Here is a 24,183-nt window from a genome sequence, read left to right as displayed (position 1 = left end):
CAATATGCTTACGGGTAGTATGATGAGCTTTCTATCGATTTATGCATAAAAAAAGATCCAATGCTATATAGCTTTGGATCAAACACGCTGGAATGCCGCCGGGCGGTCCAGCTCATATAGTTTTCTGTAATGCGGGGATTCCTTCAGCAATTGTGCATGCGTCCCGCGCATTTTGATTTTCCCTTCCTCAAGGAAAATAATTTCATCCATCTGTTCCATTCCTACAAGGTGATGCGTTACCCAAAGCAAAGATTTTCCGGCCAGGCTATTGAAAATCGTCTTCAGCAAATCACGTTCTGTGATCGGATCAAGACCTACTGTCGGTTCATCTAGCATGACGATCGGCGTATTCTGGAGCAGAACCCGTGCCAGAGCAATACGCTGACGCTCACCGCCGGAGAAACGCTGCCCGGTTTCTTGCATCGATGTCTGATATCCTTCTGGCTGACTGTCTACTAAATCATGTAGTTTGACTTGTTTCATAATAGCTTTCACTTCTGCTTCAGTCGCAGATTCATTCGCCAGCAGCAGGTTATTCGCCACACTTGTATAAAATAGATAAGGGTTTTGATTTAATACAGAAACCAGCTTTGTCATATCCGGTCGAATGAATGATGCTTCATATCCATTGATTCGAACAGAACCGGAATTTGGAACCAGCATCCCTTGCAGAAGCTTAAGTAATGTCGATTTACCCGCACCACTTTTACCGATAATGGCAATCTTCTTACCTTGCGTCAGCTCGAGTGATAAGTTCTTGATAACACTTTCCTGTTCCTCATAACCAAAACGCACGCCATCCATAGTCAGCTGAACATTCTCAAACGAACCTTCATAGGAGACAGCTTCAACGATTGTTTCCTGATCTGATTCAAGTTCGGTGACACGGTTTAGTGACTCCTCATACCGAGGATACTTTTCCACAGCATTTGAAACAGGTAAAATTGCTTCTGACAGTGGAATGATGACAAGAACAAAAGCAGCAATGAATACATCTGCTATTCTTCCATCCGTAAACAGACTTGCCCCAAAAGCAAGCATCGTTACCAGCATGGCCGCAACAACGACCTGCCCGATGAATTCACGATAATAAGACCAGTTCTTCGATCGTTTGTCAGCTTTATCCTGTGTTTCCTGGCGCTTGAAAAAACGACTGAAGAAATGCTGTTTTTGTCCGCTCAGCAGCCAGTCATGGATGCCAAGGAAACCATCTGTCACATATTGATAAAGCTTATCCTTATCCTTCTTGTAAGCCTGATTGGCCGCTCGCATATGCAACAGCGAGAAAATCGGCATAACAACAACCAGCACGAAGAAGTATATTGCCATAAGTAAAGCAAATCCAATACTAAAGTAACCGAGTACACAGATACTGATAACGTATAGAAGAACAGCGGATGCAGTCGGCAGAATCGTACGCAGGTACAAATCCTGCAGGCTTTCGATATCCTCAGCCAATATACCGAGCACTTCCCCGGTTTTCATCGATCTGCTCGTTGCTGCTTTGGGTTCTACTAGATGATAAAGCCTAGTCCGCATCTTAGCCAGCACACGGAGAATGAAATCATGACTCACCAGTCGCTCGGAGTAACGGAATACAGAGCGTCCAAGTCCGAATGCCCGAACGAGCACAATCGGCACATACACGAGCAGGATGTTCTCCGGCCGAAGTGATGACTTAGAAATCAAGAAGCCAGATGTGAACATCAATGCCGCAGCTGATCCCACTGTCAGCATACTTAGCAGCAAAATGGTCAGCATGCGATATTTATATCTTTTAACATATGGCATGATCCAGTCACGATGCTTCATGATTATCCCCCATTTGTGCTTCCAGCAAACGGACATATAAGCCGCGGTTCGCCATTAATTGTTCATGTGTGCCACACTCTGCTATTCTGCCGTTATCCATGACGACAATCAGATCCATTTCCTGCATCCAATGAAGCCGATGGGATGCGAAGAACAACAGTTTATCTGCAGCAAGTTCTTCGATTACTTCTTTCAATTCATATTCCGTTTCAATATCAAGCTGCGCTGTTGGTTCATCCAGCAGGACAATCGAACGATCGCTCAAGAATGCCCGTGCCAACACAACACGCTGTGCCTGACCGCCGCTCAAGGCTCGGGCCCCTTCACCAATTAAAGTATCGGGTCCTTCTGGAAGTCTTTCGACAACTTCTCTGAGCCCAGCATGATCAATCGCTTTTTCCACTCGTTCATCCGAGGCTTCCGGCTCATAAAATCTTACATTATCCTTGATACTGCCTTGGAAGATGAATGGGTGCTGCGGAATGTATGCTGTCTGTTTCTGCCAAGCTTCAGCTGAGAAATCTAGAGGCTTCCCGTCCAGCTCCATTTGACCAAAAACAGGATCAATAAAGCCACTGAGTAAATCAATGAAAGTTGATTTACCGGCACCACTTGCTCCAATCAAACCGACCTTCTGATTTCCTTTAATACTTAACTTTATCTCTGACAAAGCAGGACGATCATTGTCATACGTAACCGTCACGTCGTTTAAAACAAGCTCACTGTCTTCTCTCCAAATCCCTGCTTGATTTCCTTTATGCTTCTCATCTGCAAGCTTAATAACAGCAAGCATCTGATCACCTGCATCCTTACCATCCAATGTAGCATGATAATCATTCCCCACCTCACGAATCGGAAGGAAATACTCTGGTGCAAGCAGCAGGATCATCAATGCTGGCTCAAGCAAAAGTGTCCCATCAATTAATCTGAGACCAAGCGTAACAGCAACGAAAGCAATTGCAAGCTGCGTAAATAAGTCCAGCGCAAATGAGGAAAGAAACGCAATCCGTAATGTACCTAACGTGGATTTGCGATACTGTCCACTTACCTTTTCAATTGTCTCACCATGTTCCTTGCTGCGACCAAGGAATTTCAATGTTTCCAATCCTCTTAACGAATCAACAAAGTGATTGGAAAGCATACGGTATGCCTTCCACTGACTGTCCATTTTCCTCTGTGCGGCTAAGCCAAGCAAAATCATAAATGCAACCAAAATAGGAATGGTAACCAATAAAATGACAGCCGAGATACCATCGTGCAGCCAGATATAAACAAGTACTAACCAAGGTGTGATCATATTGGAAACAAGCTTCGGCAGGAACAACTCTAGATAATCCCGAAGCTTACCTGCTCCCTCCAGCAAGAAAGTAACCAGATTCCCGGTTCCTTCCTGTCTAGTGTAGCGTGGTCCCAGCTTGAACACACTTTCCAAAAATGCTTTCCGCATATCCTCGACAGTTGCTTCTGCAAAGCGGAAACATATTTTTTTAATAATCAGCTGTAAAAGCTGCCTAGCAAGAAAGGCTGCTATAAAGCAGCCTATAAGTGGTATTTGGGAAGTAAAGCTTTCCCCATGGAATAGGTGCGTGATGGCTTCCGCCAGCCATTTCGCTTGAAAGATAATGGCTACAGCTTGCAGCAGAGTCAATGCGGATAGCCCTAGCAGCACCGTTTTTATTCCTTTATAAGCCATTAAATTTCTGCCCATTAGTATTCCATATGCTCCTTATGATCTACACGTTTACGGAAAACGTAGTAGCTCCAGATTTGATAGCCTAATACGAATGGCAGCAATGCCAAACTGATATAGGTTATGACTTTCAAAGAATAATCTCCTGATGATGCCGACTGCACAGTTAAACTGTATGCTTCACTGATAGAACTGATCATTACCCGTGGGAATAGACCAATAAACACGGAAGCAATCAGCAGGATCATGATTAAACCAGACATTAGGAATGCCCAGCCATCACGTTTACGTGTGATGAAATAGCCAGATGCGATATAAACAAGAATACCGACCATGAATAAATACTCTAAAATATTGCCATGTACACTGAACATATCTGTTTTAAAGAATGTCATTCCTAGGAATGCCACCAGTAAAATTGCGTTAATCGGCAGCAAATTTTTCGCTGCACGACGGCATCGCTCCCGCAATGTGTCCATCAACCGTAGTGTTCCGAAAATAAGACCGTGCCATACGCAAAGCATTGTCAATGTCACTCCGCCAAGAACTGTATAGACATTGATAACATCGGATATGCCAGCATGCATGTGCATATTCTCATCAATTGGTACACCTTGGATTAAGGCAGTGAACATGATACCGAACACGAGTGGCGGAATGGTACTACCTATCAATATCACCCAGTCCCAAGTCTTACGCCATGTCGGGTGGTCTGCTTTACCGCGGAACTCGAATGCTACCCCGCGGCCGATCAGACCGAACAAAATGAAAGCGAAGCAAAGATAAAAACCGCTCAGCATAGACGCATACCAGTTAGGGAAGGCTGCGAACATCGCACCGATAGCTGTAATCAGCCATACTTCATTCGCATCCCAATACGGACCGATTGAATTGATAAAAGCGCGTTTTTCCAAATCATCTTTGGCTACAAATTTACTTGCAATCCCGACGCCGAAGTCGAAGCCTTCCAGGAAGAAGAAGCCAACGAACAAAACAGCGACAAGGATAAACCAGAATTCATTAAGAGAAAGCATGTTGACCCTCCTTCGTGAATGGATCTGCGATTGGTTCTGTTTCTTCGATATCGTGATCCGGTCCTTTTTTGATTTCACGAACGAACAATGTAATCATAACCGCGAACAGAATCAAGTACAGAGCTGAGAATGTGATAAGGGAGAAAAGAACTTCCCCTGCCGTGACACCAGCACTGACCGCATCCTCTGTTTTCATATATCCGAACACAACCCAAGGCTGACGACCGATTTCAGTCATGACCCAACCAGCAGAGTTGCCGATAAACGGGAAGCTGATTGCAACAATCATCAAGCGCAAATACCATTTGCTATTAACAAGTTTTTTACGTGCATAAAGATAAGCACCCCAGACGGATAAAGCGAGAATTGCTCCGCCAAGTACCGTCATGACACGGAAGCTCCAGAATGTTGTCTTAACCGGCGGGATGTAATTGCCAGGTCCATATAGATCTGTATAACGTTCCTGCAAGGAATTCATACCTTCAACTGAACCGCTGAACTTACCATAAGATAAGAAACTTAATACATAAGGAATTTTAAGCTCGCCCGAATTTTCTTTCGCTTCTGTATCGATATTGGCAAATACTGTCCATGGTGCAGGATCGGCACTGTCTTCCCACAGACCTTCACTTGCAGCCATTTTCATTGGCTGTGTTTCAACAAGATATAATGCCTGCTCGTGACCAGATAATGCAATACCAATGCCACTGATCAAAGCGACAACAATAGCGATCTTAAATGAACCTTTATAGAATGCCACATGTTTCTTGCGTAAAAGCGCAATAGCACTAATACCTACGATGAATAATGCACCAGTCGCGAACGATCCGAAGACTGTATGCGGGAATTCGACCCAAAGCTGACCATTCGTCATGATTGCCAAGAAGTCATTCATTTCAAGTCTGCCATTTTGCAATACTTCTCCGACTGGATGCTGCATGAATGAGTTCGCAGACAGAATGAAGAATGCGGAGAAAATCGTACCTAGAGACACAAGCCAAATACATAATGCATGCACCCATTTCGGCAAACGATCCCAACCGAAAATCCACAAACCAAGGAAAGTAGACTCCATAAAGAATGCCAGCAACGCTTCAATAGCAAGCGGTGCACCGAAAACGTCCCCTACAAAACGGGAGTATTCCGACCAGTTCATCCCGAATTGGAATTCCTGTAATATACCGGTGACAACACCGACTGCGAAGTTAATCAAAAATATATGACCCCAGAACTTCGCCATTTTTTTATATTTATCATCTTTTTTGACCACATACATCGTTTCCATGATTGCAATGATAAATGCCAACCCTATACTTAATGGAACGAATAGGAAGTGGAACAATGTCGTTGATGCAAATTGGATACGCGAAAGCTCTACAACATCCATTTTGCCGCCTTCTTTCTTTTCATAATTTTACCGGAAACTTTGTGAAATTAGTCACAATGTCCTGTTACATTTAGTATACTCCTGCTTTCCTATTTGAGATTGTGAAATATTGAACAATTTGTGGCGTAATCTTAACAGCTTTGTTAACAAACAAAAAAATCCCTTCGGAAAGGGATTTACAGGTAGTTAATATGAATTTATTTTGACATTAAATTAAGCACTGTTTCTACATTCACTGGGCTGTGTGGTTGTTCCTTCATTAAATTATAAATCTTTGATATACCATGCATCACAAGCGTAATGCTCCGTTTCACTTAATGGTTTTTCCAAACGTTGAAAGCCTTGCTTTAGATAAAAACGATTTGCAGCAGTCATATTGCTCAGCGTCTCCAAGTAACAGCGACTATAATGCCGCCCGGCAAAAGTAAGAGCTACCTGCAGTAAATCACGTGCAACACCTGTTCCGCGTGTATTTTTGGCTGCATACATTTTCTGGAGTTCACACACTTCTGGATGTCCCTCTACAGGGCCAATTCCACACCCTGCCGCAATCGTTCCTTCTTCTTCTACAACCCAATATTTCGAACCAGGCTGCTGATACAAGAAAAAGAAACGACCAAGATCTGGATCACTCCAAGCTGTTCCAGGCTTATCAGCACCAAATTCCTTCAAGCATGTCCGAATCAGCTGTTCGACTGGTTGATTGTCTTTTTCTTCTATTTCCCTAATTCGCATACTTCCACCTCTTATGCTTCCCTTTTGAAAATCAGCTCGATACTAAGAGCCATTCCGTCATGCCCTGGAATCGGGTTCACACTATGTAAACGCCAGTCTTTTTGAGAATTCTTGCACAACTTCCCGATAATCAGTTTTCATCTTGCCCGAAAAAGCCTTCATCTCAATTGTTTCAAATGCGTATGTCATCAACTTTATTGCCCCTCACATTTCATACGGATGTAAGCTTCGAAGTTTCCTATAACCACTTAACCAAATAATATTGGGTATGTCCTACTGGATGATCCTCCACTTTTCCAAACACTGTATAGCCATGTTTTTCGTAGAAAGCAGGAGCCTGAAAACTGAAGCTATCCAGTTTGATAAGTCTTGCACCTTTTTGTTTGGCAAAATTCTCAGCTTCGGCTAATAGCTTCGCACCTAGACCTTCCTTTCGCTTTGTTTCTTCCACCCAAAGAAAATCAATATGCATATGTTTCCAGTAAAGTGTACAAGTAACACCACCTACAATGCCGCCCGCTTCATCTCGAACCGTAAATGCAGCTGTTTCCTTGTTTGACTTCGCTTCTTCTGGCAGCTGTTCTGCATTGTATGCAATGAGTCTTTCCCGGATATATTCACTTGCTTCTTCATTATTCTCTTGTACAATCCTCATTTTCGCTTCCGCCTCCCAGAAAGAAATGCTAGGCTTAGTCAAATAAAAGATAACTCAATCTTCAAGGCTTGGCAATGCCATGTGCCAGAGTATCCTTATGTTTATGCACAAGCATTTTCTCCATTCTTTTCCCCTCCTTATTTTACCATTATCTAAATGGTTGTATAGAGTACCAAAACACACTAGAAAGCAGTATACGCACATACAGATGAGGGTTTTCCTTCCTTGTGTGCGCCGGTGCATCAATTCCAATCATGATTCATGCAATCCTATCTACCAGAAAACCGTTATCATTCCGAACTCAAATAAACAAAAAAACCAGACAATTATCACTGTCTGGTTTACAATCTATCACGCTTCTCCAATTTTAGTCCGATCTTATTCAATGCACGCTCCAAATTAGCTTCTATTATTATGTCTTTTAATTCCATCTGCAGAGATAAAGCTTTTAATGCTAAATCCGGATGGAATCCAGTCAAAATTGGTTTCACACCGATAAGCTTCAGTAAAGTAGCTATCTTTAATAAAGAATTGCTTACCACATGATCAATCTGAGAAATACCTGATAAGTCGATGACAAGGTAATCCAAATTCAGCTCCTGGCTCTTCTGCAAAGATAACTGGATGATTTTTTCAGCTCTATCCTCATTTATGAATCCAATGATCGGAAGCACTGCTACCCCAGAAGTAATCGGAACGAATGGTGCCGACAAATTTTGTATCTGCTTATTGGCATTTTCAAGCTCTAGCACAAAAGTCAAAAGTGATGCCATTGTTTCGAATAAACGGATATGCTCTTCCGTAAACGGAAATGATTTCGAATCAAGACCGCAAATAGTACCGTAATTTTCTCCGTTCTCAAAGTAGATTGGAATCCCGATAAAGCTACCGCCACCGAGGTTCTTTGCTACTTCTAGTGATTGAGATAGTTCACTCTTCGTCAAGTCTGGGATAATCAGTATTTCTCTCCCATGATCGACACTGAGCTTGCACAATGTCTCATTAAAGGGAAGCTTTTCTCCTTCCTGGAGGAGCTTATCCTTTTGGTTAACGACTTTGATGATTTGATTATGAATGTTGTCATTTTTTGCGATAAAGAGTGTATTAATCTTCACGAATTCACTGATAATATTCAGCACGCCCTGGGCTGCTTCATCGAAATTATCAAAAGCACTTACACTTTTGGTCATTTCTGCAAATGTTTTCATTTCCAAGTACCTTTCTCCTTACTCATAATTCGAATACCATACCTTTACCCTAATTTAATAAGGTTATAACACGTTTTTCGAAGAAAACTTAGTTAAATTGACATATAAAAAAAGCGTGCTGCCAGGGCAGCACGCTAATATCATTTAGTTAGCTTTTTTATATGTTTCTGTCTGAGTTTCCGTCACACTTGCAAATTGCTCTCCGTCTTGCTTGACCATTTTCAACCAAGCTGCAAAACAGCCAACAACACAAGCTACTGCGAACACAATTAAAAGATAAATCATTTTGTGCACCTCACATAGTCATTTGATTATGATTATGCCATGGTTGAACGCAAAGGGAAACAATTTGTGACGATGTTCACAAACAGTTCAAATTCCATAGACACACAAATGTCACACTCATTCACCGATACGGACAAGATATCTGCCGCGGGCATGACCTTGTAATAACTTTGGTAATGCATCCGGCAATTGTTCCAGCGTCAATTCTTCGATAACGAATCGTTCCAAATCTCCTGGATTGAAAGCAGTTGCTAGTTGCAGCCATACTTTTTCCCGAGTCGGTTTCGGGCAATAAACGGAATCTATTCCAAGTAAGTTGATTCCGCGAAGAATGAATGGGAAGACACTAGTCGGGACTTTGCCTCCGGCAGTTAATCCGCTTACTGCTGCGGATCCGTTATACTTGAGCTGGCTGAGAACTGATGCGAGTGGTTCCCCGCCGACCGGATCGACTGCTGCTGCCCATCTCTGGCTTGCAATCTGCTTTAGATTTCCGTCATACACCTCGTCACGTGAAATGATACGAGTAGCTCCGAGCTCCTTAAGGTATTCCTGCTCCTCTTGTTTGCCTGTACTTGCTTCTACTTCGAAGCCAAGCTTGTACAAAATAGCTACTGCAAAACTTCCGACTCCTCCGGTTGCTCCAGTAACAAGTACTGGACCATTCTCTTTGTCCAGTCCGTTCTCCAATAGACGCTGAACGGAGAGCGCAGCTGTAAATCCTGCAGTACCGATAATCATTGCTTCTCTTGTCGTCATTCCTTCCGGTACTGGTACGATATAATCAGCTGGCACTCTTGCATACTCGCTGTATCCACCATGACGAGAAACTCCGATTTCATAACTTGTCGCGATCACTTGATCGCCCGGCTGGAATCGTTCATCCTCAGAAGATACCACTTCACCCGCCAAATCTATTCCTGGAACGATAGGGTAAGACTTCACTACATTTCCATTTGGTATCGTCGCTAGGCTATCTTTATAGTTGACACCGGAGTAGTGAACCTTGATCAATACTCCTCCTTCCGGCAACTGGTCAACGGCCAATTCTTTCACTTGAACGGAGAAATCTTCTCCTTGTTTATCTGCAATTAATGCTTTAAATGTCTCATTCATCTGCATACCCTCCTACTATCTACATACTAATCTTTTTTATAATCAGACACAATTTATGCGCATTTTGCTAAAAAATCATTCTCCGTATGCTAATACCCTTTCTGTCTCTTCTGCAAAACAGGAAGATATTCTTTCAAAATCTTGTCAAGTAATATGGCAAGCTATAATGCAGTGTGATATAATCTCGTGGTCTATCAGAGAAAAAACAACATATTAAAAGGGGGTTATCAGATGAAACAGATAAAGAAGAACTTCCTCAGAGACCTGGTATTCCTCATGGCTGGATCCTTTCTATTCGCCCTGGCAGTGAATATTTTCGCTATTCCAAGTGAACTCGGCGAAGGCGGCGTAACAGGTGTTACTATTATTTTATTTTATGCTCTTGGCTGGGCTCCGAGTATTATGAACCTTATTTTGAATGGTCTTTTAATTATCATAGGATACCGATTCCTAGACAAGCAGACCGTTTTTTATACAATCATTGTCGTCATTCTTAATTCTTTCTTCCTTCATTTAACGGAAAGCTGGGAAATAGCTTCGGATCAAGTACTAGTAAACGCAGTCTTTGGCGGTTTATTTGCTGGTGTCGGCATCGGACTTGTACTTAAAGTAGGCGGTACGACAGCTGGTACTGCAATTCTTGCCCGACTTGCGAATAAGTATCTCGATTGGAATACAAGCTTTGCCTTATTGTTCTTTGATTTGATTGTTGTAGCAGCTTCATGGTTCATCATCGGCACAGAAAAGCTTCTAATTACTGTGATTATGCTATACATCGCAACGAAGGTAATGGAATTTGTCATTGAAGGATTGAATCCGAAGAAAGCGGTCTTCATCATTTCCAACCAAAAAGATACAATTGCCAAGACAATCTCCACGCAGCTCGACAGAGGTGTTACGCTGCTGGAAGGACGCGGATATTATACACAGAACCAGAAGGAAATTCTGTATGTAGTCATCAATAAGCAAGAACTGCTTCCATTAAAAAAAATAGTCCGTTCTATCGATACAAAAGCATTCATCACGCTATACGACGTGCGTGATGTATTTGGTGAAGGATTTATGGATATTACAAAATAAGACAGAAGCGTACCCGTATGGTACGCTTCTGTCTTATTTATTACCTCTCTCCAGCTGTATTATGCACATTAACAAGTTAAGAACATATCGATATTTTTAGATAGCATTCCAGCATCTAACAGTATTATGTGCTATGGTTGGTATAAAGGAACAATTTAGAGAAATGATAGATAAGACTTACTGCGGACCGTAAAGAACTGGCATTGTATCTGTATAATATTTATAATGATACTTGGACTATAAAACGCACGAAAAAGGGGTACGGAACCATTGGATAAGATAGAAATTGGGGGCCTCCAGTTTGCTTGGGAACTGGATAAAGGCAGATTCATATATGAAGAGCAGGATTCAGTTCTTTTTTGGATTTCCAGTGCTATGCGTGAATTTTTTGACACGATAGAGGAGATTTCTGGAGAAGAGGTTTCCAATCTTGTTTTTGAAACAACAGGATATCGGCAAGGCATTGTTGTCGGAGAGTATTTCCAAAACAAACCTGATGTTGGCATCCATAAAGCTGCGGAACTGATTACGAATACATATGCTTCTGCAGGCTGGGGAAGAACTACAATTAAGAATCTTGATCCCGAAAAACATACGTTGACAGCAGAATTGGTTGACAGCTGGGAACATAAGATAAATATTTCCCAAGGTAAAACTGAAGGAGGCCGTTTCTTGCCAGCCCATTATGCGGGCATTTTCAGCGGCATGTTTGGAAGAAATATATGGTACAAGGTAGAACATTATCAATTGGAAGGCTACGAAAGTACTATCATCCATTACTTCCCTTCCGAGGTTACGGTTTCTGAGAATATCCATCAATTAGCACGGAAAAAGGAATCTCAGCAAATTATGGAACTGGAAGCGACAGTCGAGGATAAGACCAGGGAATTGAAAAACCTGGTGCGCGATTTATCTTCTCCAATTATTCCTGTACTTGATCATGTCGTTGTTGTACCTTTGATCGGTAAATATGATGAAGAACGATCCGAGGAACTGTTATTCAAAACGCTTGAGAATTTGCCGGCACATAAAGCAAGATACTTGCTGCTCGATCTGACAGGATTGGATAAGGACGTTAGCCAATATACGGCGAACCTTATTAGCAAAGTTGGATCAGCTTCATCCTTAATCGGTACGCAGACATTACTAGTCGGAATCTCACCGGAGCTTGGCTTGCAGATCTCCAATTCAGGCATCTCGCTTGCCACATTCGATTGTTTCCAAACACTACAGCACGGAATCTATTATGCGCTTGGGCAAATGGGTAAACAAATCATCTGAAAATAACGAAACTCTCCATCTATCTAGCTGGAGAGTTTTTTTACATCTAGAACCATGCGAATAAAAGGATACACCGAACCGTTTGTTTGCTGATCGAAACATTCAGTAAGACGGAAACCAATACGTTCGTACAACGTAATAGCCCGCTTATTGAATGAAGCTACAGCAAGGGAAATTTTTTCTGGGTGATATGCTTTTATAATGTATTCAACCAGAAAGGACACAAATTCCTGTCCAAAGCCTTTCCCCGTCAAATCTGGACGCATACCAAATCCTATTTCGACTTCATCATTTTCTGATTGGATACTGCAAAAGCCAAAGACCTCCTCCATCTGAGTCACCGCATAAACGTTTCCTTTTCTTGCTTCCGGATCAAGGAATTCAGCCAAGTCTTCTTCATCTTGATCCATATCATAGAAAGCATAGATACCTTCATATCTCCATGTGTTCGCAATAAGTTCAGCCTGTGACTGCTCCATAGGTACAATCTGGTACATTGTCATTCTCGTTGCCTCCGATCTGCTTGCCATTCAGCCATATAAGTCTGCTGACGTCTTCGGTTGTACGTTTTAAATACTAGATAGATTCCGACGAAAACACCTATTACAGCCAGCAGAATAAGAGCAATGATAGCAACGGTGTAAAAGGATAATGCTGTCATGAGATTGTTACTCCCTCTGTTTTTTATTAACTCCATTATAGATAGAAAACAAATGGAAAACAAAGAACATCCTTATACAAATGCAGCAAATTTAAAGAGACTAGCTGTGGGATATAATTTGAAAAGATTGTACACCGATTACAATACCTTGATTAAAGTCTAACTAACCTGAAAAATGTACATAAAAAACCGGCTATGAGGTAAAATTCATAGCCGGTTTTATCATTTATTCACTTTTCCTTCCGCTGCTTTAATCTCTTCTTCAGTCGGTGTAATTGTATTTGCCACCCATTCTTCTCGATAAGCATGGTCTAAGGCAGTCAAGCCTTTCTCTGCATCATCTGTTTTTGCATCCGGACTTGGAAGCTTGTCCTCCCGCTCTTTATCCTGCAAATTCGATCCCGTCACATTCGGATCTTCCTTCTTGCTTTTCAAATAAGAAAAGGTACCTGCTGCTGCGGCTAATGCGACTGTTCCTCCGGCGATCAATCCAATATTCGTTTTCTTCATCTTGTTACTTCCCTCCACTCATTTGTGATGATTCAGTAACGCTCTGATTATATATTCCTTGTTTGCGCTTTCTCTAAACTAGTATTAAGCTTCTTGCTTCAGTTCGAACTCCACAAGATTTTCTCCGAGGACACTAAGTGTAATATGGTTATCACTCATGTTGATATAGCCATATTTGGAGCTTGAGGTATCTGTAATACTTTGTCTGAGATTGCCTGGCACCTTCCGCTCGCCATTTTTATAGCATGTATAGATATGATCAATTGTCACATCCGGTATATGCAGGACATTCTTCAAATAGTAGACTGCCACTGTATTGAACTTGATATTGGAATTCACTTCATATCGCTCCAGGAATTCACGGAATGGGTCCACACCGCTTTTACCTAGTAGGTCAAGATCTTTCACCATGCTATAGGAGTCCTTATTACGGCGAATCGGACGCTTCTTGATTGATTGGACTCGATTGGAGTCGACGACCGAAATATGCTGTACATTTTCCACCTCTGGTTCCTCTACGGCAGCTGCAGCCTCGTAGCCATAGCCACGTTCACCAAGATAGCTCTTCATCATAATGTCGAAAACCTTGCCTTGCAGATTTTCCGGAAACTTCTGTATCACGGTCGAAATACGTTCCATTTCTGCTACTAATTCCTCGTACGACGTCGTCATAATTCCCCTCCTATAGCCTTTTTCTATTCTTTCTCGATTGCTTGTACTATTTCCTGCAAAGATTTCAATTTTTCTATATTGAAAGATTCACTATGTTACCATTCCACTTTCCTTATCTTTTCACACCTTCTTCGGCTTTATGATTTTCTATGTAGAAAGAAGAGCAGATTACTGCTCTTCTCCTCCTGAAGCTTCTTCCTTTACTTTTTGTTTATCCCATAGCCGGAAAAATGGGTAATAGATAAGGAACGATAGGACAAGAATGACAATCTGCAGAATTGCCCCTGATATGCTGCCTGTAATCAGATAGCCTTGTAATATAGGCGGCATTGTCCAAGGTGGCACTATTCCTATAGGCTTTGCAACGATTCCCCAGTTCATAGCCAGATACGTAATCAGTACCGAGATAAGCGGTGTGAAAATGAAGGGCACAATCAGGAGCGGGTTCATGACAATAGGCATCCCGAATAGTACCGGTTCATTGATATTGAATATACCTGGCCCGATACTTAGTCTCCCAAGCTGCTTCATCTGCTGACTTTTCGCAAATAATAACATTGCCAGCACAAGGCCCAGTGTTGTTCCAGAGCCTCCTATAAAGACGATATCATTGATTTCATTTGTAACGATATGCTGCACGGGCTCGCCAAGCTCAAAGGATTTAGCATTCTCCGCTGTCAACGTCAGCCAAATCGGTCCTGTTACCGCTCCAACAATTGTCGCTCCGTGCAAACCAGTACTCCAAAGCAATGTGATCAACAGGAAAATGATCATTGTACCAGCAAGACTCGTTCCGATAGATGTTAGCGGCTTTTGCAGCAGCACTGTGATGACATTATGGATACTGCCGAAAGAACCGACGTTCTCCACTAGCAGACGAATAACCCAGATTGCAATGATTGCAAAAAATCCCGGTATCAAGGCGGTAAAAGAGCGAGCAACAGCTGGCGGTACACCGTCAGGCAGTTTGATGACTAAATTACGCTGTACAATCATCCGATATATTTCAGTACACAGAAGAGCAATCAGCATCCCAACAAAAAGTCCTTTGCTTGTGAACATAGCTGTCTGATAAGCTGTCTCGGTTATATCCACGCCTTCTGGTGTCTTGCCGATGATATACGTTACATATGGTGTGCCGACGAAATAAGCCGATAAAGATACAGCACCAGCCGCAAGTGGATCAACCTTATATGACTCAGCCAAACGGTAACCGATTCCAAAGACGGCAATCAAGGTCATCAATTCAAACGTGCCGCGATATGGATATAGTAAACTCTCCTTGAGCTGCGGCCGTTCAGCAAGGAAATCCATATACGACTGGATCGGGAAATTGGCAAGAATTAAAAAGAAAGAACCGATGATGATAAGCGGCATTGATAAAATTAGTCCATCACGTAGTGCGTTTAAGTGTCGCTGCTGCGCTACCTTCGCAGCGACAGGCATTACTTTCTCCTCCAGGAACTGATTCACTTTACTCATAACTGTACCTCCTCAGCGGATTTACAGCAGTTTATGTAAACGCTTTCATTTCGATGAAGTTTTTCCTGCCCAAATATTTTCTATACAATTCTTGTTAAACTAGGTTATGGTGAATACTACATACACACGGATTTAGAGCAATAGATCCTTAAGCGGTCGGCAAACAAATTTACACGAAGGAGTTAAGCTCATGTTGAAAGAAATTTATCATGTCGCTGTACCTACTGCTTTTCAAAACGACGAAACGCTCGATACAAAGCGTACTCTAGATCACATAAGAAAACTATATAACAAAGGTATTCGATCTGTACTAGTTTGTGGTTCAACTGGGGAGCAGCATAGCCTTAGTCTAAAGGAAAAAGTGGAGCTGTTAACAGCTTTAGAAGAGGAAGAATTGCTCGTTAGCGATATGGAAATCATCTTCGGTGTTTCAGCTATCAGACAATCTGAAGCTGAAGTACTTGCTAAAGAAATCAGTAAGACCAGTATTGCTGCTATCCTTTTAGGTTATCCTCCCTACCTCCTACCTACTCAAAGCGAGGCGCTAGTGTATTCCAAAAGTATTATTTCTTTGGCTAAAAAACCAGTAATCTTATACAATAACCCAGCTCGTACAGGCTTTGACTTATCTGTTGAAAGCATACTTGAACTTGCAAAATCAGATTCGGTTATTGGCTTAAAAGAAGCAGGAAATCCAAGCAAGGCTTCCAATATATTGAGGAATCTATCAGATGGTGCATTTTATCTTTATGCTGGAGGGGAGCGGGACCTCAGTCAGAAGATTCAATACGGCTTCTCGCGTTTATCCTCTATTGCTGGCAATTTAGCACCTATCAAAATACAATCATGGTTTGAAGACCTGTTATCAGGAAACATAATAGAACAAGAAAAACTCGATAGTATTCATGACGTCCTGGAAATAATTTATAACGGGTCACCTATTGTTAATCTAAAAAGAGAATTGAGTCATGAAGGCGTTGACTTAGGTAAATGCAGAAGACCTCTCGGAAACAGTTAGTGAATTAGTTAGAACCGTTCATCAAATAGCATGAACGGTTCTTAATTTCAAATCTTATTCCAGTCTTTTCGGCTTGTCTATTAGCTGCTGAAGTATACCCTGCATAATCTTGTCCCGGGTAGCAGTCATGCTGCTCACGTCGAGAACTTTATCGAGTTGTTCATTTAAACTTTCATTCTTTAACTCTTTTACTTCATTGTGGATTTTTTCCATCTTATCATCAAGCGCGGATGCTGAATCTGCAGCTTCTTTTAATTCATTCGCCAGCCGATTCGGTATTGCTTTATCATATTTATAATAGATTTTATGTTCCAGACTGGCCCAAAAATCCATTGCTATCGTCCTGATTTGAATCTCCACACACACGCTTTCTTCCCTGTCAGACAAAAATACGGGTACTTTCACGATTAAATGCAGACTCTGATAGCCATTCGGTTTCGGGTTCTTTATATAATCTTTCCGATCAATAAGTTCGATATCTTTTTGCTTCTCGATCATATCGCTTATTGCGTAGATATCCGACTTAAACGAGCAGGTAATTCTTATACCAGCGATATCTTTGATATTTTCCTTAATAGCATCCAATGAAAAATCAATATTCTTTTTAAAGATTTTCTTTAGAATGCTTTCTGGTGATTTCAATCGGGAACTGCAGTGTTCAATTGGATTATAATCATGAATATAAGAAAATTCTTCATTTAAGATATTGATTTTCGTATTCACTTCATCCAGAGCGAATTTGTATACGGCGGTGAATCTCGTAAGTTCTGTCTTCAGTTCTTTAAGCTGCGTTAAATTCTCATGTGTCAGTTACTGCATATTAACGTTCCTTTCTACTTGCTGCACGGAATATTTTCTATCATTAAAGTGGGCAGCGAAAGGCGAATTATTCACTGCCCTACTCCCATCTTATCAGGAATCCCATTTTCCCTCAGTAATTTAGAGCTTGGCTTCTATAAGAAAAGAGACGCTCTCCCGTGAGAACGTCTCTTTCTTTACACTCAGCTTGTTTTTCTTTCTTTTTCTTTCTCATGAAGGAGTGCTTCCCCTTCTATGTCAATGTTCGGCAAAATCTTATCGAGCCATTTCGGCATATACCACGCTGCATTGCCCATTAAGGACATAACAGCTGGAACGATTGTCATACGAACAACGAAGGCATCGAATAAGACCCCAAATGTCAGCGCCATTCCGATTGATTTAATCATCGCATCAGGCGTTACCATAAAGCCGACGAATACCGACATCATGATCAATCCAGCTGCAACGACGACCTTACCACTATCCCGCATACCTGCGAGTATCGCTTCTTTCGGATCGCGAGTTTGAGAATATATTTCCCGCATACGGCTTACGAGGAATACTTCATAGTCCATCGCCAAACCGAATAGGATACCAATCGCAATGATTGGCAGGAAGGCCAGTATCGGACTTTCTCCTGGGAACCCGAACAGGTTGATCATATTCCCATCTTGGACAACAAACGTAACAAACCCTAATGTTGCGCCGATGGAAAGCAGGAATCCTAAAACTGCCTTAAGCGGCAGAAGGATAGATCTGAATACTAATACAAGAAGGACATATGCAAGCCCAACGATTAGTAATGCGAAGATTGGCAGTGCATCATTCAGTTTCTGTGCAATATCAATATTAACTGCCGCAGTACCTGTAACAAGCAATTCCATGTCTTCATTGGACAAATCTCTGATTTCATTTACGATATCTTTTGTTTCCTGATCATTTGGTCCAGTTTCCGGTGTCACACTGATGATAAATACATCCCCAGCTTCATTCGGCATTGCTGGAGTAACAGTTTTTACATCATCCAGTTCACTGATATCCTGGCTGACAGCTTGTAAATCCTGCTGGACTTCTTCGGCATTTTCATCCGCATCGATTTTAGCTGCTACAACTAAAGTAGAATGGAAGCCTTCGCCATAAGCATCCGCCAGTATATCGTATGCTTTCCGTTCTGTTGTGTCCTCTTGTTTCGCTGTTCCATCATCCGGCAGACCTAAACTCATATGAGTGAATGGAATAGCAATAACTAAAAGTATTGCTACAGAAAGGAACGTAACAAGCAAGGGACGTCTCGTAACAAATTTACCCCACCTATTTTTGCTAGGATTTTCTTCCGTAGTTCGCGTAATTTTCTTCAGGAATCGATTTCCTTTAGAAGGAGAAATTCGGTGCCCAAGCATACCCAGAATTGCCGGAAGTACCGTAATTGATACTATTACAGACAATAGGATACTGATAGAAGCCGCTACACCCATTACTGTCAAGAACGGAATTCCTGTTACAGCAAGACCCAACAGACCGATAATAACTGTCAATCCTGCAAATACAACTGCGCTCCCGGAAGTACCAGTTGCAATTGCCACCGATTCTTTAACGGAATGGCCCTCAGCCAGCTGCTGTCTGAATCGTGTCATGATGAACAAAGCGTAATCTATTCCTACTGCAATCCCGAGCATCGCTGCCAAAGTCAACGATATGTTCTGCATCTCGAAGAAGTTAGAACCGATCACGATTGTCAGCAAGCTTATTCCAAGTCCAATTAACGCAGATAGAATTGGCATACCTGCTGCCAGGAAGCTAGTGAACGTCACTGCCAGCACGAGGAAGGCAACTATGATCCCGACTATCTCGCCTGCACCCAAATGCATACCAGAGAATTCAACGTCACCAGTTAATTCAGTCTGAATTCCCGCATCGCGAGTCTTTTCGACTTTCTCCGTCACATTATCAATTGACTCTTGTGTTACTTCTGCCGCTTCATCTTTAAAAGTAACAGTACCGTAACCGACCGTTTTATCTTCATTTAGATTCTGAAGCTGAACTGGTGTTGCGACAGAAACAACGTCCGAATCATCTTCTTGAATACTATTTAGCGTATCTGTAATAACTTTATTAGATGCTTCAGAATCGAGTGTCTCACCATCCGATGCTTTGAACACAACCTGTACTTGCGCTCCTGATTCCGAATCAGGGAATGCATCCCTCAGCAAATCATTGGCTTCTTCAGCAGGTGTATTCGGAATACTCAAGTCTTCATTGAATGCTGTTCCTAAACTAACAGTTACGATAGCTAAGGAGACAAGAAGAGCCAACGCTCCAAAGACCACGCTCTTCTTATAATTTACTGCCCATTTTCCTAACCTATATAAAAGTTTCGCGATTTTAATCTCCCCCAATTTAATGAATTGCGCACAATCGTGTTTAGTAGTAAGGATGCTGAAATCACAGTGCATATTGACTCTGTTTTCACATTCGGATAAACTTGCATCACCATTAAAGCTAACGTTTGTACTTACATTTGTAAGTATACTAACGTATCAATATCTTTCAATAATAATGTGATATTTTGAGCATAAAACGAACAGAACGAGGGGAAGTGTTAGCTTTTGAGGAAATCGAGACAGGATAGTTTGTATTCCCAGCAATATATAATGGAAGCTTTAGATCAATTACTGGAAGAAAACCATCTGGAAGATATCACGATAACGGAGATTTGTAAGAAAGCAGGAGTAGCAAGAGTTACTTTTTACAAGTACTATCACACAATTTATGATGTGTTGAATGCATCTGTAGAAGTAGGCATAAAAAGCGCTATCGAGCAGCTTTCTAACATAAACCCTCAAGACAATATACAAGATGTACTTGCAGACATAATAGCAGGGATAGCTGCCAGCCCTACATCGTTGCAACGCCAGATTAACGCTAATACACACGGTGTGGTGCTTGATTATTTTGTTCACGCAATTAGTCGCCTTTCGCAAGCAGATACAGTCTTCAGCAAAAAGCTAAACCAAGCAGAGGTGTTATTTATAGCAGGCGGCATGTTCAGCATCATCACCCATTGGTTCAAGAATGACTTGCAAGAGTCCCCTCAGTCCGTTGCGGCAATGATAACAGAGGTGCTCCCAAGTTCAGCACTTAAGCAATGAAAAAAAGAGAAGGGCAGCAGCCTTTCTCTTTTTTAATATATAAATTATATCAACAATCTTACTCTTCGACTGATTCCATCCAATCCTCTTTTAGGCGATTGACATCCGTGCGCGGAGGGAAACCATACATCCTTGCATACTCCCTGCTGAATTGCGAGACACTTTCATATCCTACCTGCAATGCCGCATCTGTAGTATCTGCATCTTCATATAACAAAAGCTGTCGCGCTTCCTGAAGCCTTATTTGCTTCTGGAACTGGATCGGGCTCATAGCGGTAACTTCCTTGAAATGCCGGTGAAGTGATGAAACACTCATTCCTGCTATTTCAGCAAGCTCCTCTATTCGGAAGGAGTGATCATAGTGATTTTTTATATGGTCGATCACATAACGGATGCGCTGAGTGTAACTGCCTTGTACAGCCATTTGCGCCAAAGCACTACCGTGTTTTCCTTGCAGTACACGATAAAGTATCTCTTTCTTAATTAACGGAGCAAGCACAGAGATATCCTCTGGCTTCTCCAGCAAACTAGTTAATCGGACAGCCACATCCAATATTGGCGCTTCAATTTCATTCACATACATACCTCGTTTTGAATCATCTCCAGAAACGAACTGTATAGCAGCCTCCTCTATTACCTCCATTATTTCAGCTGGAGTAAATTCCAGTTTCATAGCCAAATAAGGAGCAGAACCAGAGGCTTCAAGAATTTGTCCAGATACAGGCAGATCTACTGATGCCACCAGATAATGATTCGGACCATAAAGAAAGCGCTCCTGACCTAAAAGAATCTCCTTCTCACCTTGTACGATAATGCAGACAGAAGGTTTATAGACTCTGTGTACCGGTCCGTAGGTACTCGTATGGTGGATGAAAAATAACGATGGGATATTAGTTTCGCCAATTCCCTCTCTTAGGGCAAATTTATTGATCAATTCAGCGAGTGTTGATTTCTTTTCTGACGTAGCATCCGTCATCAAACCTCCTCCTTCCCCACTTCATCTTAGCAATAGTATAAATCAATTCTTTTCCTTCATGGGACTAGTGACATGATTAGGCAAGTATATGATACGAAAGGGATAACGCTCCTATGCCAATTCACTGCATAATAAAACAGATAAGATTACCATTTTATATCTATAGGAGTCATTGAAGATGATTGAAAAAACCTTTTATGTCACAATCGAAACAGGATTTGCGCGGTATGCAGCCGGATTGGTTAGCATTGCCGGAAGTTTCTCATCCAATATAAATATCTTGTATAGAGGAAAATCCGTTGATCTGAAGAACGCTCCTGAATGCATCATGCAGGTTATGAACCTTGGCATTTGTACACACAGTTCCTTTATAGTGAAAGCAGACGGGACAGATGAAGCTCAGGCTATAACAGCAATAGCCGAACATTTAATGAGTCTGAGTACAGTGCATGCAATTCTAAATGAAAAGTGATTCTTTATCAACGCTGTATCTCAACATACTGACGATCACACCATCTAAATTTCCGAGCCAGATCCGCTATCTGATCTTCCTTGCTGATCGGAAAAGACGCTCCTCCAGATATGTACAGACCAGCATCCAAATGAATAACAGTATCACACGATGTAAGTCGGGCAGCATCTTCTTCACCATCATAGCAAGTGTACAACTCTATCTTCTCCCCAAACCATAGCTGCTCTTCTGCAAATCGAAAAAGAGCTTCATAAGCAAGCCTTTCATCTGGACAGTCCAATTCATACACAAACTTATTAGTAACATGCGATAAGATAAGATCCTTTCGGCGCTCTATCGCAATACCGAGATAATCATCTTTCGTCTTGTATATTAGCCAGTATTTCTGTCCCTTCCACTCATGCATCTGTCTAAAATAGACTTTTCTCAACTCATTATCATCTATTTCTTCAGCAGGAAACCGAATCCACAATGGCTTGCTTCCATATTTACCTTGCTTGAGTCTTTTATTAGCAACAAGATAGTGTTTTACCGTCATGTCATTTTCCTTCCCCCTATTTCATCTATCACCTAGTATACTGGAAACATGCTATACTAACAGCACACTATAACAAGCTATAACACATAGGAGCAGTTTAGATGATTACAATCAATAAAAATGAAGCTATTCCGCTTTCCAAGCAAATCTATGTTTCTTTCGTCGATAAAATTCGCTCTGGCTTACTAACAGGCGGTACGAAGCTGCCGACAGTCAGACAGCTTGCAAAGGATATCGAGGTTAGTCTCGTCACTGTGATGAAAGCGTACAAACAGCTCGAAGAAGATGGATTTCTGGAATTGAGCAAGGGTAAAGGTACGTATGTGAAAACGCATCAGCAATCAGAACCAAGTAAATCAGGGCAGGATTTTGATTGGCAGCTGAGCATTCCCGATTATTTGCATCGTTCCCAATATGCTCGTTTTCAGGATTCGGATGCGAGTTACCATTTCTCCTCCTCTATGATAGATCCGGCATTATTCCCGAATCAATATATGGATCAATTGATTGCACAAGTATTCATGCAAAATCCTCGTATTCTTTCGCAGTACGGCGGCATTCAAGGAGATTTGGCATTACGGGAGAAAATGGTCCAAAACATGAAGAAATCCAAAATTATTACCACACCAGAAAATTTGCTTATTACAAGCGGATCACAACAAGGTATCGACCTTGTCGCTCGTACGTTTATCGGTCCTGGTGATGTTGTTATCATGGAGGCACCAACTTATCCAGGTGCCATTGATGTCTTCCGCAGCCGTGGCGCAACAATCCTTACAGTTCCGGTTGATGAGGATGGCATGCGAGTGGATATGCTGCATAGCTTATGTGAGAAACATAAACCAAAACTGATTTATACAACGCCAACATTCCATAATCCGACCGGAACTATCATGCCGCTGCAGCGTCGTAAAGTGCTGCTCGATATCGCTGAAAGCCACCATTGCCTTGTTATGGAGGATGATCCATTCAGCGATATCTATTTTGACCGCAAGCCCCCGCTTCCGATCAAAAGTATGGATAAAACAGGACATGTAATTTATCTAAAAGGCTTAAGCAAAACAATTGCACCAGGATGCCGAATTGGGCTAATTGCTGCTTCAGGTTCTATCTTTAAACGGCTGTATGCAGCAAAAGCGAACATGGACTTGGGCAGCCCGCTCCTGCCGCAGAAGGTAATTCTTCCGTTAGTAGATTCTACCAAGATGGAGCAGCATTTAAAACGACTGCGGGCTGCACTGAAGAGTCGCCGGGATACCGTGCTGGCAGTACTGTCAGAGCAGGCACCCTCAGGCGTTACTTGGCATATTCCAAAGGGTGGCTTGAATGTCTGGATTCAGCTGCCCGCTTGGCTGGACAGTAATGTCCTTTTATATGAAGCGAACAAGCGCCACGTCTCCTTCCTGACAGGCTCAGCTTGTTTTGCCATTGAGAATGAGCATAGTACATTCCGGCTCAGCTACTCCTATGCAAATGAAAAGCTATTACGGGAAGGCGTCACGATTTTATGCGAAATTATGCAGGCAATGCAGCCAGCAAGCTCCTCTTCGCCTACCTTTTGAAAGCAAAGGAAGCAGCTTAACTCCTTGTACACTTTTTTGGTTCTAAAAAAAGCTATCCT

General features: G+C 41.9%; 24 protein-coding genes. 6 read left to right on the top strand and 18 right to left on the bottom strand.

Translation table 11 applies throughout. The annotated features are described in order from the left end of the window. Positions 1-78: 78 nt before the first annotated feature. From cydC to CHH58_RS00260, 9 genes are all read right to left on the bottom strand, one after another. Positions 79-1,812 (bottom strand): thiol reductant ABC exporter subunit CydC, encoded by a 1,734-nt coding sequence (gene cydC / locus CHH58_RS00295; RefSeq protein ID WP_249274991.1) that lies wholly within the window; start codon positions 1,810-1,812, stop codon positions 79-81. Then, positions 1,799-3,520: a thiol reductant ABC exporter subunit CydD gene (cydD, locus tag CHH58_RS00290; RefSeq protein ID WP_095229678.1), complete on the bottom strand. Its 1,722-nt coding sequence runs from the start codon at positions 3,518-3,520 to the stop codon at positions 1,799-1,801. The genes cydC and cydD overlap by 14 nt, the downstream gene beginning before the upstream one ends. Next, positions 3,520-4,536, bottom strand: a complete 1,017-nt coding sequence (gene cydB / locus CHH58_RS00285) for a cytochrome d ubiquinol oxidase subunit II (protein ID WP_095233156.1) — start codon at positions 4,534-4,536, stop codon at positions 3,520-3,522. The genes cydD and cydB overlap by 1 nt, the downstream gene beginning before the upstream one ends. Then, positions 4,523-5,923: a cytochrome ubiquinol oxidase subunit I gene (locus tag CHH58_RS00280; protein WP_095229674.1), complete on the bottom strand. Its 1,401-nt coding sequence runs from the start codon at positions 5,921-5,923 to the stop codon at positions 4,523-4,525. Before CHH58_RS00280 ends, cydB begins: the two co-directional genes overlap by 14 nt. A 264-nt stretch (positions 5,924-6,187) precedes the next feature. Next, positions 6,188-6,658, bottom strand: a complete 471-nt coding sequence (locus CHH58_RS00275; protein ID WP_095261816.1) for a GNAT family N-acetyltransferase — start codon at positions 6,656-6,658, stop codon at positions 6,188-6,190. Positions 6,659-6,896: 238 nt separating this feature from the next. Beyond that, positions 6,897-7,313, bottom strand: a complete 417-nt coding sequence (locus CHH58_RS00270; protein ID WP_095261332.1) for a GNAT family N-acetyltransferase — start codon at positions 7,311-7,313, stop codon at positions 6,897-6,899. Between the two features lie 341 nt (positions 7,314-7,654). Next, positions 7,655-8,521 carry a GAF domain-containing protein gene (locus CHH58_RS00265; RefSeq protein WP_095235078.1) on the bottom strand — a complete coding sequence of 289 codons (867 nt, stop codon included), beginning with the start codon at positions 8,519-8,521 and terminating at the stop codon, positions 7,655-7,657. A 144-nt stretch (positions 8,522-8,665) separates the two neighbouring features. Then, complete coding sequence (locus tag CHH58_RS18245) at positions 8,666-8,806, bottom strand: hypothetical protein (protein WP_170937463.1); 141 nt, start codon at positions 8,804-8,806, stop codon at positions 8,666-8,668. Between the two features lie 117 nt (positions 8,807-8,923). Continuing rightward, a complete protein-coding gene (locus tag CHH58_RS00260) occupies positions 8,924-9,922 on the bottom strand; it encodes an acryloyl-CoA reductase (RefSeq protein WP_095229668.1) in 999 nt (332 codons plus the stop codon). A 231-nt stretch (positions 9,923-10,153) separates the two neighbouring features. On the opposite strand from CHH58_RS00260, the gene CHH58_RS00255 reads away from it, so the two are divergent. Next, positions 10,154-11,002 carry a YitT family protein gene (locus CHH58_RS00255; protein ID WP_212551782.1) on the top strand — a complete coding sequence of 283 codons (849 nt, stop codon included), beginning with the start codon at positions 10,154-10,156 and terminating at the stop codon, positions 11,000-11,002. Between the two features lie 270 nt (positions 11,003-11,272). After that, the gene (locus CHH58_RS00250; RefSeq protein ID WP_095229666.1) at positions 11,273-12,283 is read left to right on the top strand and encodes an STAS domain-containing protein; all 1,011 of its coding nucleotides are present in this window, start codon (positions 11,273-11,275) and stop codon (positions 12,281-12,283) included. Positions 12,284-12,306: 23 nt separating this feature from the next. Here CHH58_RS00250 and CHH58_RS00245 read toward each other — a convergent pair whose 3' ends face one another. The 5 genes from CHH58_RS00245 to celB form a co-directional block, all read right to left on the bottom strand. After that, positions 12,307-12,786 carry a GNAT family N-acetyltransferase gene (locus CHH58_RS00245; protein ID WP_095229664.1) on the bottom strand — a complete coding sequence of 160 codons (480 nt, stop codon included), beginning with the start codon at positions 12,784-12,786 and terminating at the stop codon, positions 12,307-12,309. Next, positions 12,783-12,944 (bottom strand): hypothetical protein, encoded by a 162-nt coding sequence (locus CHH58_RS18240; RefSeq protein ID WP_170937462.1) that lies wholly within the window; start codon positions 12,942-12,944, stop codon positions 12,783-12,785. The genes CHH58_RS00245 and CHH58_RS18240 overlap by 4 nt, the downstream gene beginning before the upstream one ends. Before the next feature lie 222 nt (positions 12,945-13,166). Then, positions 13,167-13,454: a hypothetical protein gene (locus CHH58_RS00240; RefSeq protein ID WP_095229662.1), complete on the bottom strand. Its 288-nt coding sequence runs from the start codon at positions 13,452-13,454 to the stop codon at positions 13,167-13,169. 84 nt (positions 13,455-13,538) lie between these two features. Further along, positions 13,539-14,126, bottom strand: a complete 588-nt coding sequence (locus CHH58_RS00235; RefSeq protein WP_095229660.1) for a hypothetical protein — start codon at positions 14,124-14,126, stop codon at positions 13,539-13,541. Positions 14,127-14,294: 168 nt separating this feature from the next. Continuing rightward, positions 14,295-15,608 (bottom strand): PTS cellobiose transporter subunit IIC, encoded by a 1,314-nt coding sequence (celB, locus tag CHH58_RS00230; protein WP_095229658.1) that lies wholly within the window; start codon positions 15,606-15,608, stop codon positions 14,295-14,297. A 190-nt stretch (positions 15,609-15,798) separates the two neighbouring features. Between celB and CHH58_RS00225 the strand changes: the two genes are divergently transcribed. Continuing rightward, positions 15,799-16,626 carry a dihydrodipicolinate synthase family protein gene (locus tag CHH58_RS00225; RefSeq protein ID WP_095229656.1) on the top strand — a complete coding sequence of 276 codons (828 nt, stop codon included), beginning with the start codon at positions 15,799-15,801 and terminating at the stop codon, positions 16,624-16,626. Positions 16,627-16,680: 54 nt separating this feature from the next. On the opposite strand, the gene CHH58_RS00220 is transcribed toward CHH58_RS00225, so the two are convergent. Both CHH58_RS00220 and CHH58_RS00215 read right to left on the bottom strand, forming a co-directional pair. Further along, a complete protein-coding gene (locus CHH58_RS00220; RefSeq protein WP_095261815.1) occupies positions 16,681-17,436 on the bottom strand; it encodes a GTP pyrophosphokinase in 756 nt (251 codons plus the stop codon). Between the two features lie 191 nt (positions 17,437-17,627). Continuing rightward, complete coding sequence (locus CHH58_RS00215; RefSeq protein ID WP_170937488.1) at positions 17,628-19,808, bottom strand: MMPL family transporter; 2,181 nt, start codon at positions 19,806-19,808, stop codon at positions 17,628-17,630. 225 nt (positions 19,809-20,033) lie between these two features. Here CHH58_RS00215 and CHH58_RS00210 point away from each other — a divergent pair, with 225 nt between their 5' ends. Beyond that, positions 20,034-20,576 (top strand): TetR/AcrR family transcriptional regulator, encoded by a 543-nt coding sequence (locus CHH58_RS00210; protein WP_095233163.1) that lies wholly within the window; start codon positions 20,034-20,036, stop codon positions 20,574-20,576. A 58-nt stretch (positions 20,577-20,634) separates the two neighbouring features. Here CHH58_RS00210 and CHH58_RS00205 read toward each other — a convergent pair whose 3' ends face one another. Continuing rightward, positions 20,635-21,552, bottom strand: a complete 918-nt coding sequence (locus tag CHH58_RS00205) for an AraC family transcriptional regulator (RefSeq protein WP_095261813.1) — start codon at positions 21,550-21,552, stop codon at positions 20,635-20,637. 178 nt (positions 21,553-21,730) lie between these two features. On the opposite strand from CHH58_RS00205, the gene CHH58_RS00200 reads away from it, so the two are divergent. Further along, a complete protein-coding gene (locus CHH58_RS00200) occupies positions 21,731-22,024 on the top strand; it encodes an HPr family phosphocarrier protein (RefSeq protein WP_095261812.1) in 294 nt (97 codons plus the stop codon). 7 nt (positions 22,025-22,031) lie between these two features. Here CHH58_RS00200 and CHH58_RS00195 read toward each other — a convergent pair whose 3' ends face one another. Next, the gene (locus CHH58_RS00195; RefSeq protein ID WP_095229644.1) at positions 22,032-22,562 is read right to left on the bottom strand and encodes a hypothetical protein; all 531 of its coding nucleotides are present in this window, start codon (positions 22,560-22,562) and stop codon (positions 22,032-22,034) included. Positions 22,563-22,663: 101 nt separating this feature from the next. Here CHH58_RS00195 and CHH58_RS00190 point away from each other — a divergent pair, with 101 nt between their 5' ends. After that, on the top strand, positions 22,664-24,124 hold the full coding sequence (locus CHH58_RS00190; RefSeq protein ID WP_095229642.1) for a PLP-dependent aminotransferase family protein: 1,461 nt from the start codon (positions 22,664-22,666) through the stop codon (positions 24,122-24,124). Positions 24,125-24,183: the final 59 nt, after the last annotated feature.

This window comes from Terribacillus saccharophilus, from assembly GCF_002272745.1.
Lineage (GTDB): Bacteria > Bacillota > Bacilli > Bacillales > Amphibacillaceae > Terribacillus > Terribacillus saccharophilus_B.
Note: the sequence above shows the minus strand (reverse complement) of the source record. Positions and strands in the feature narration are given on the sequence as shown.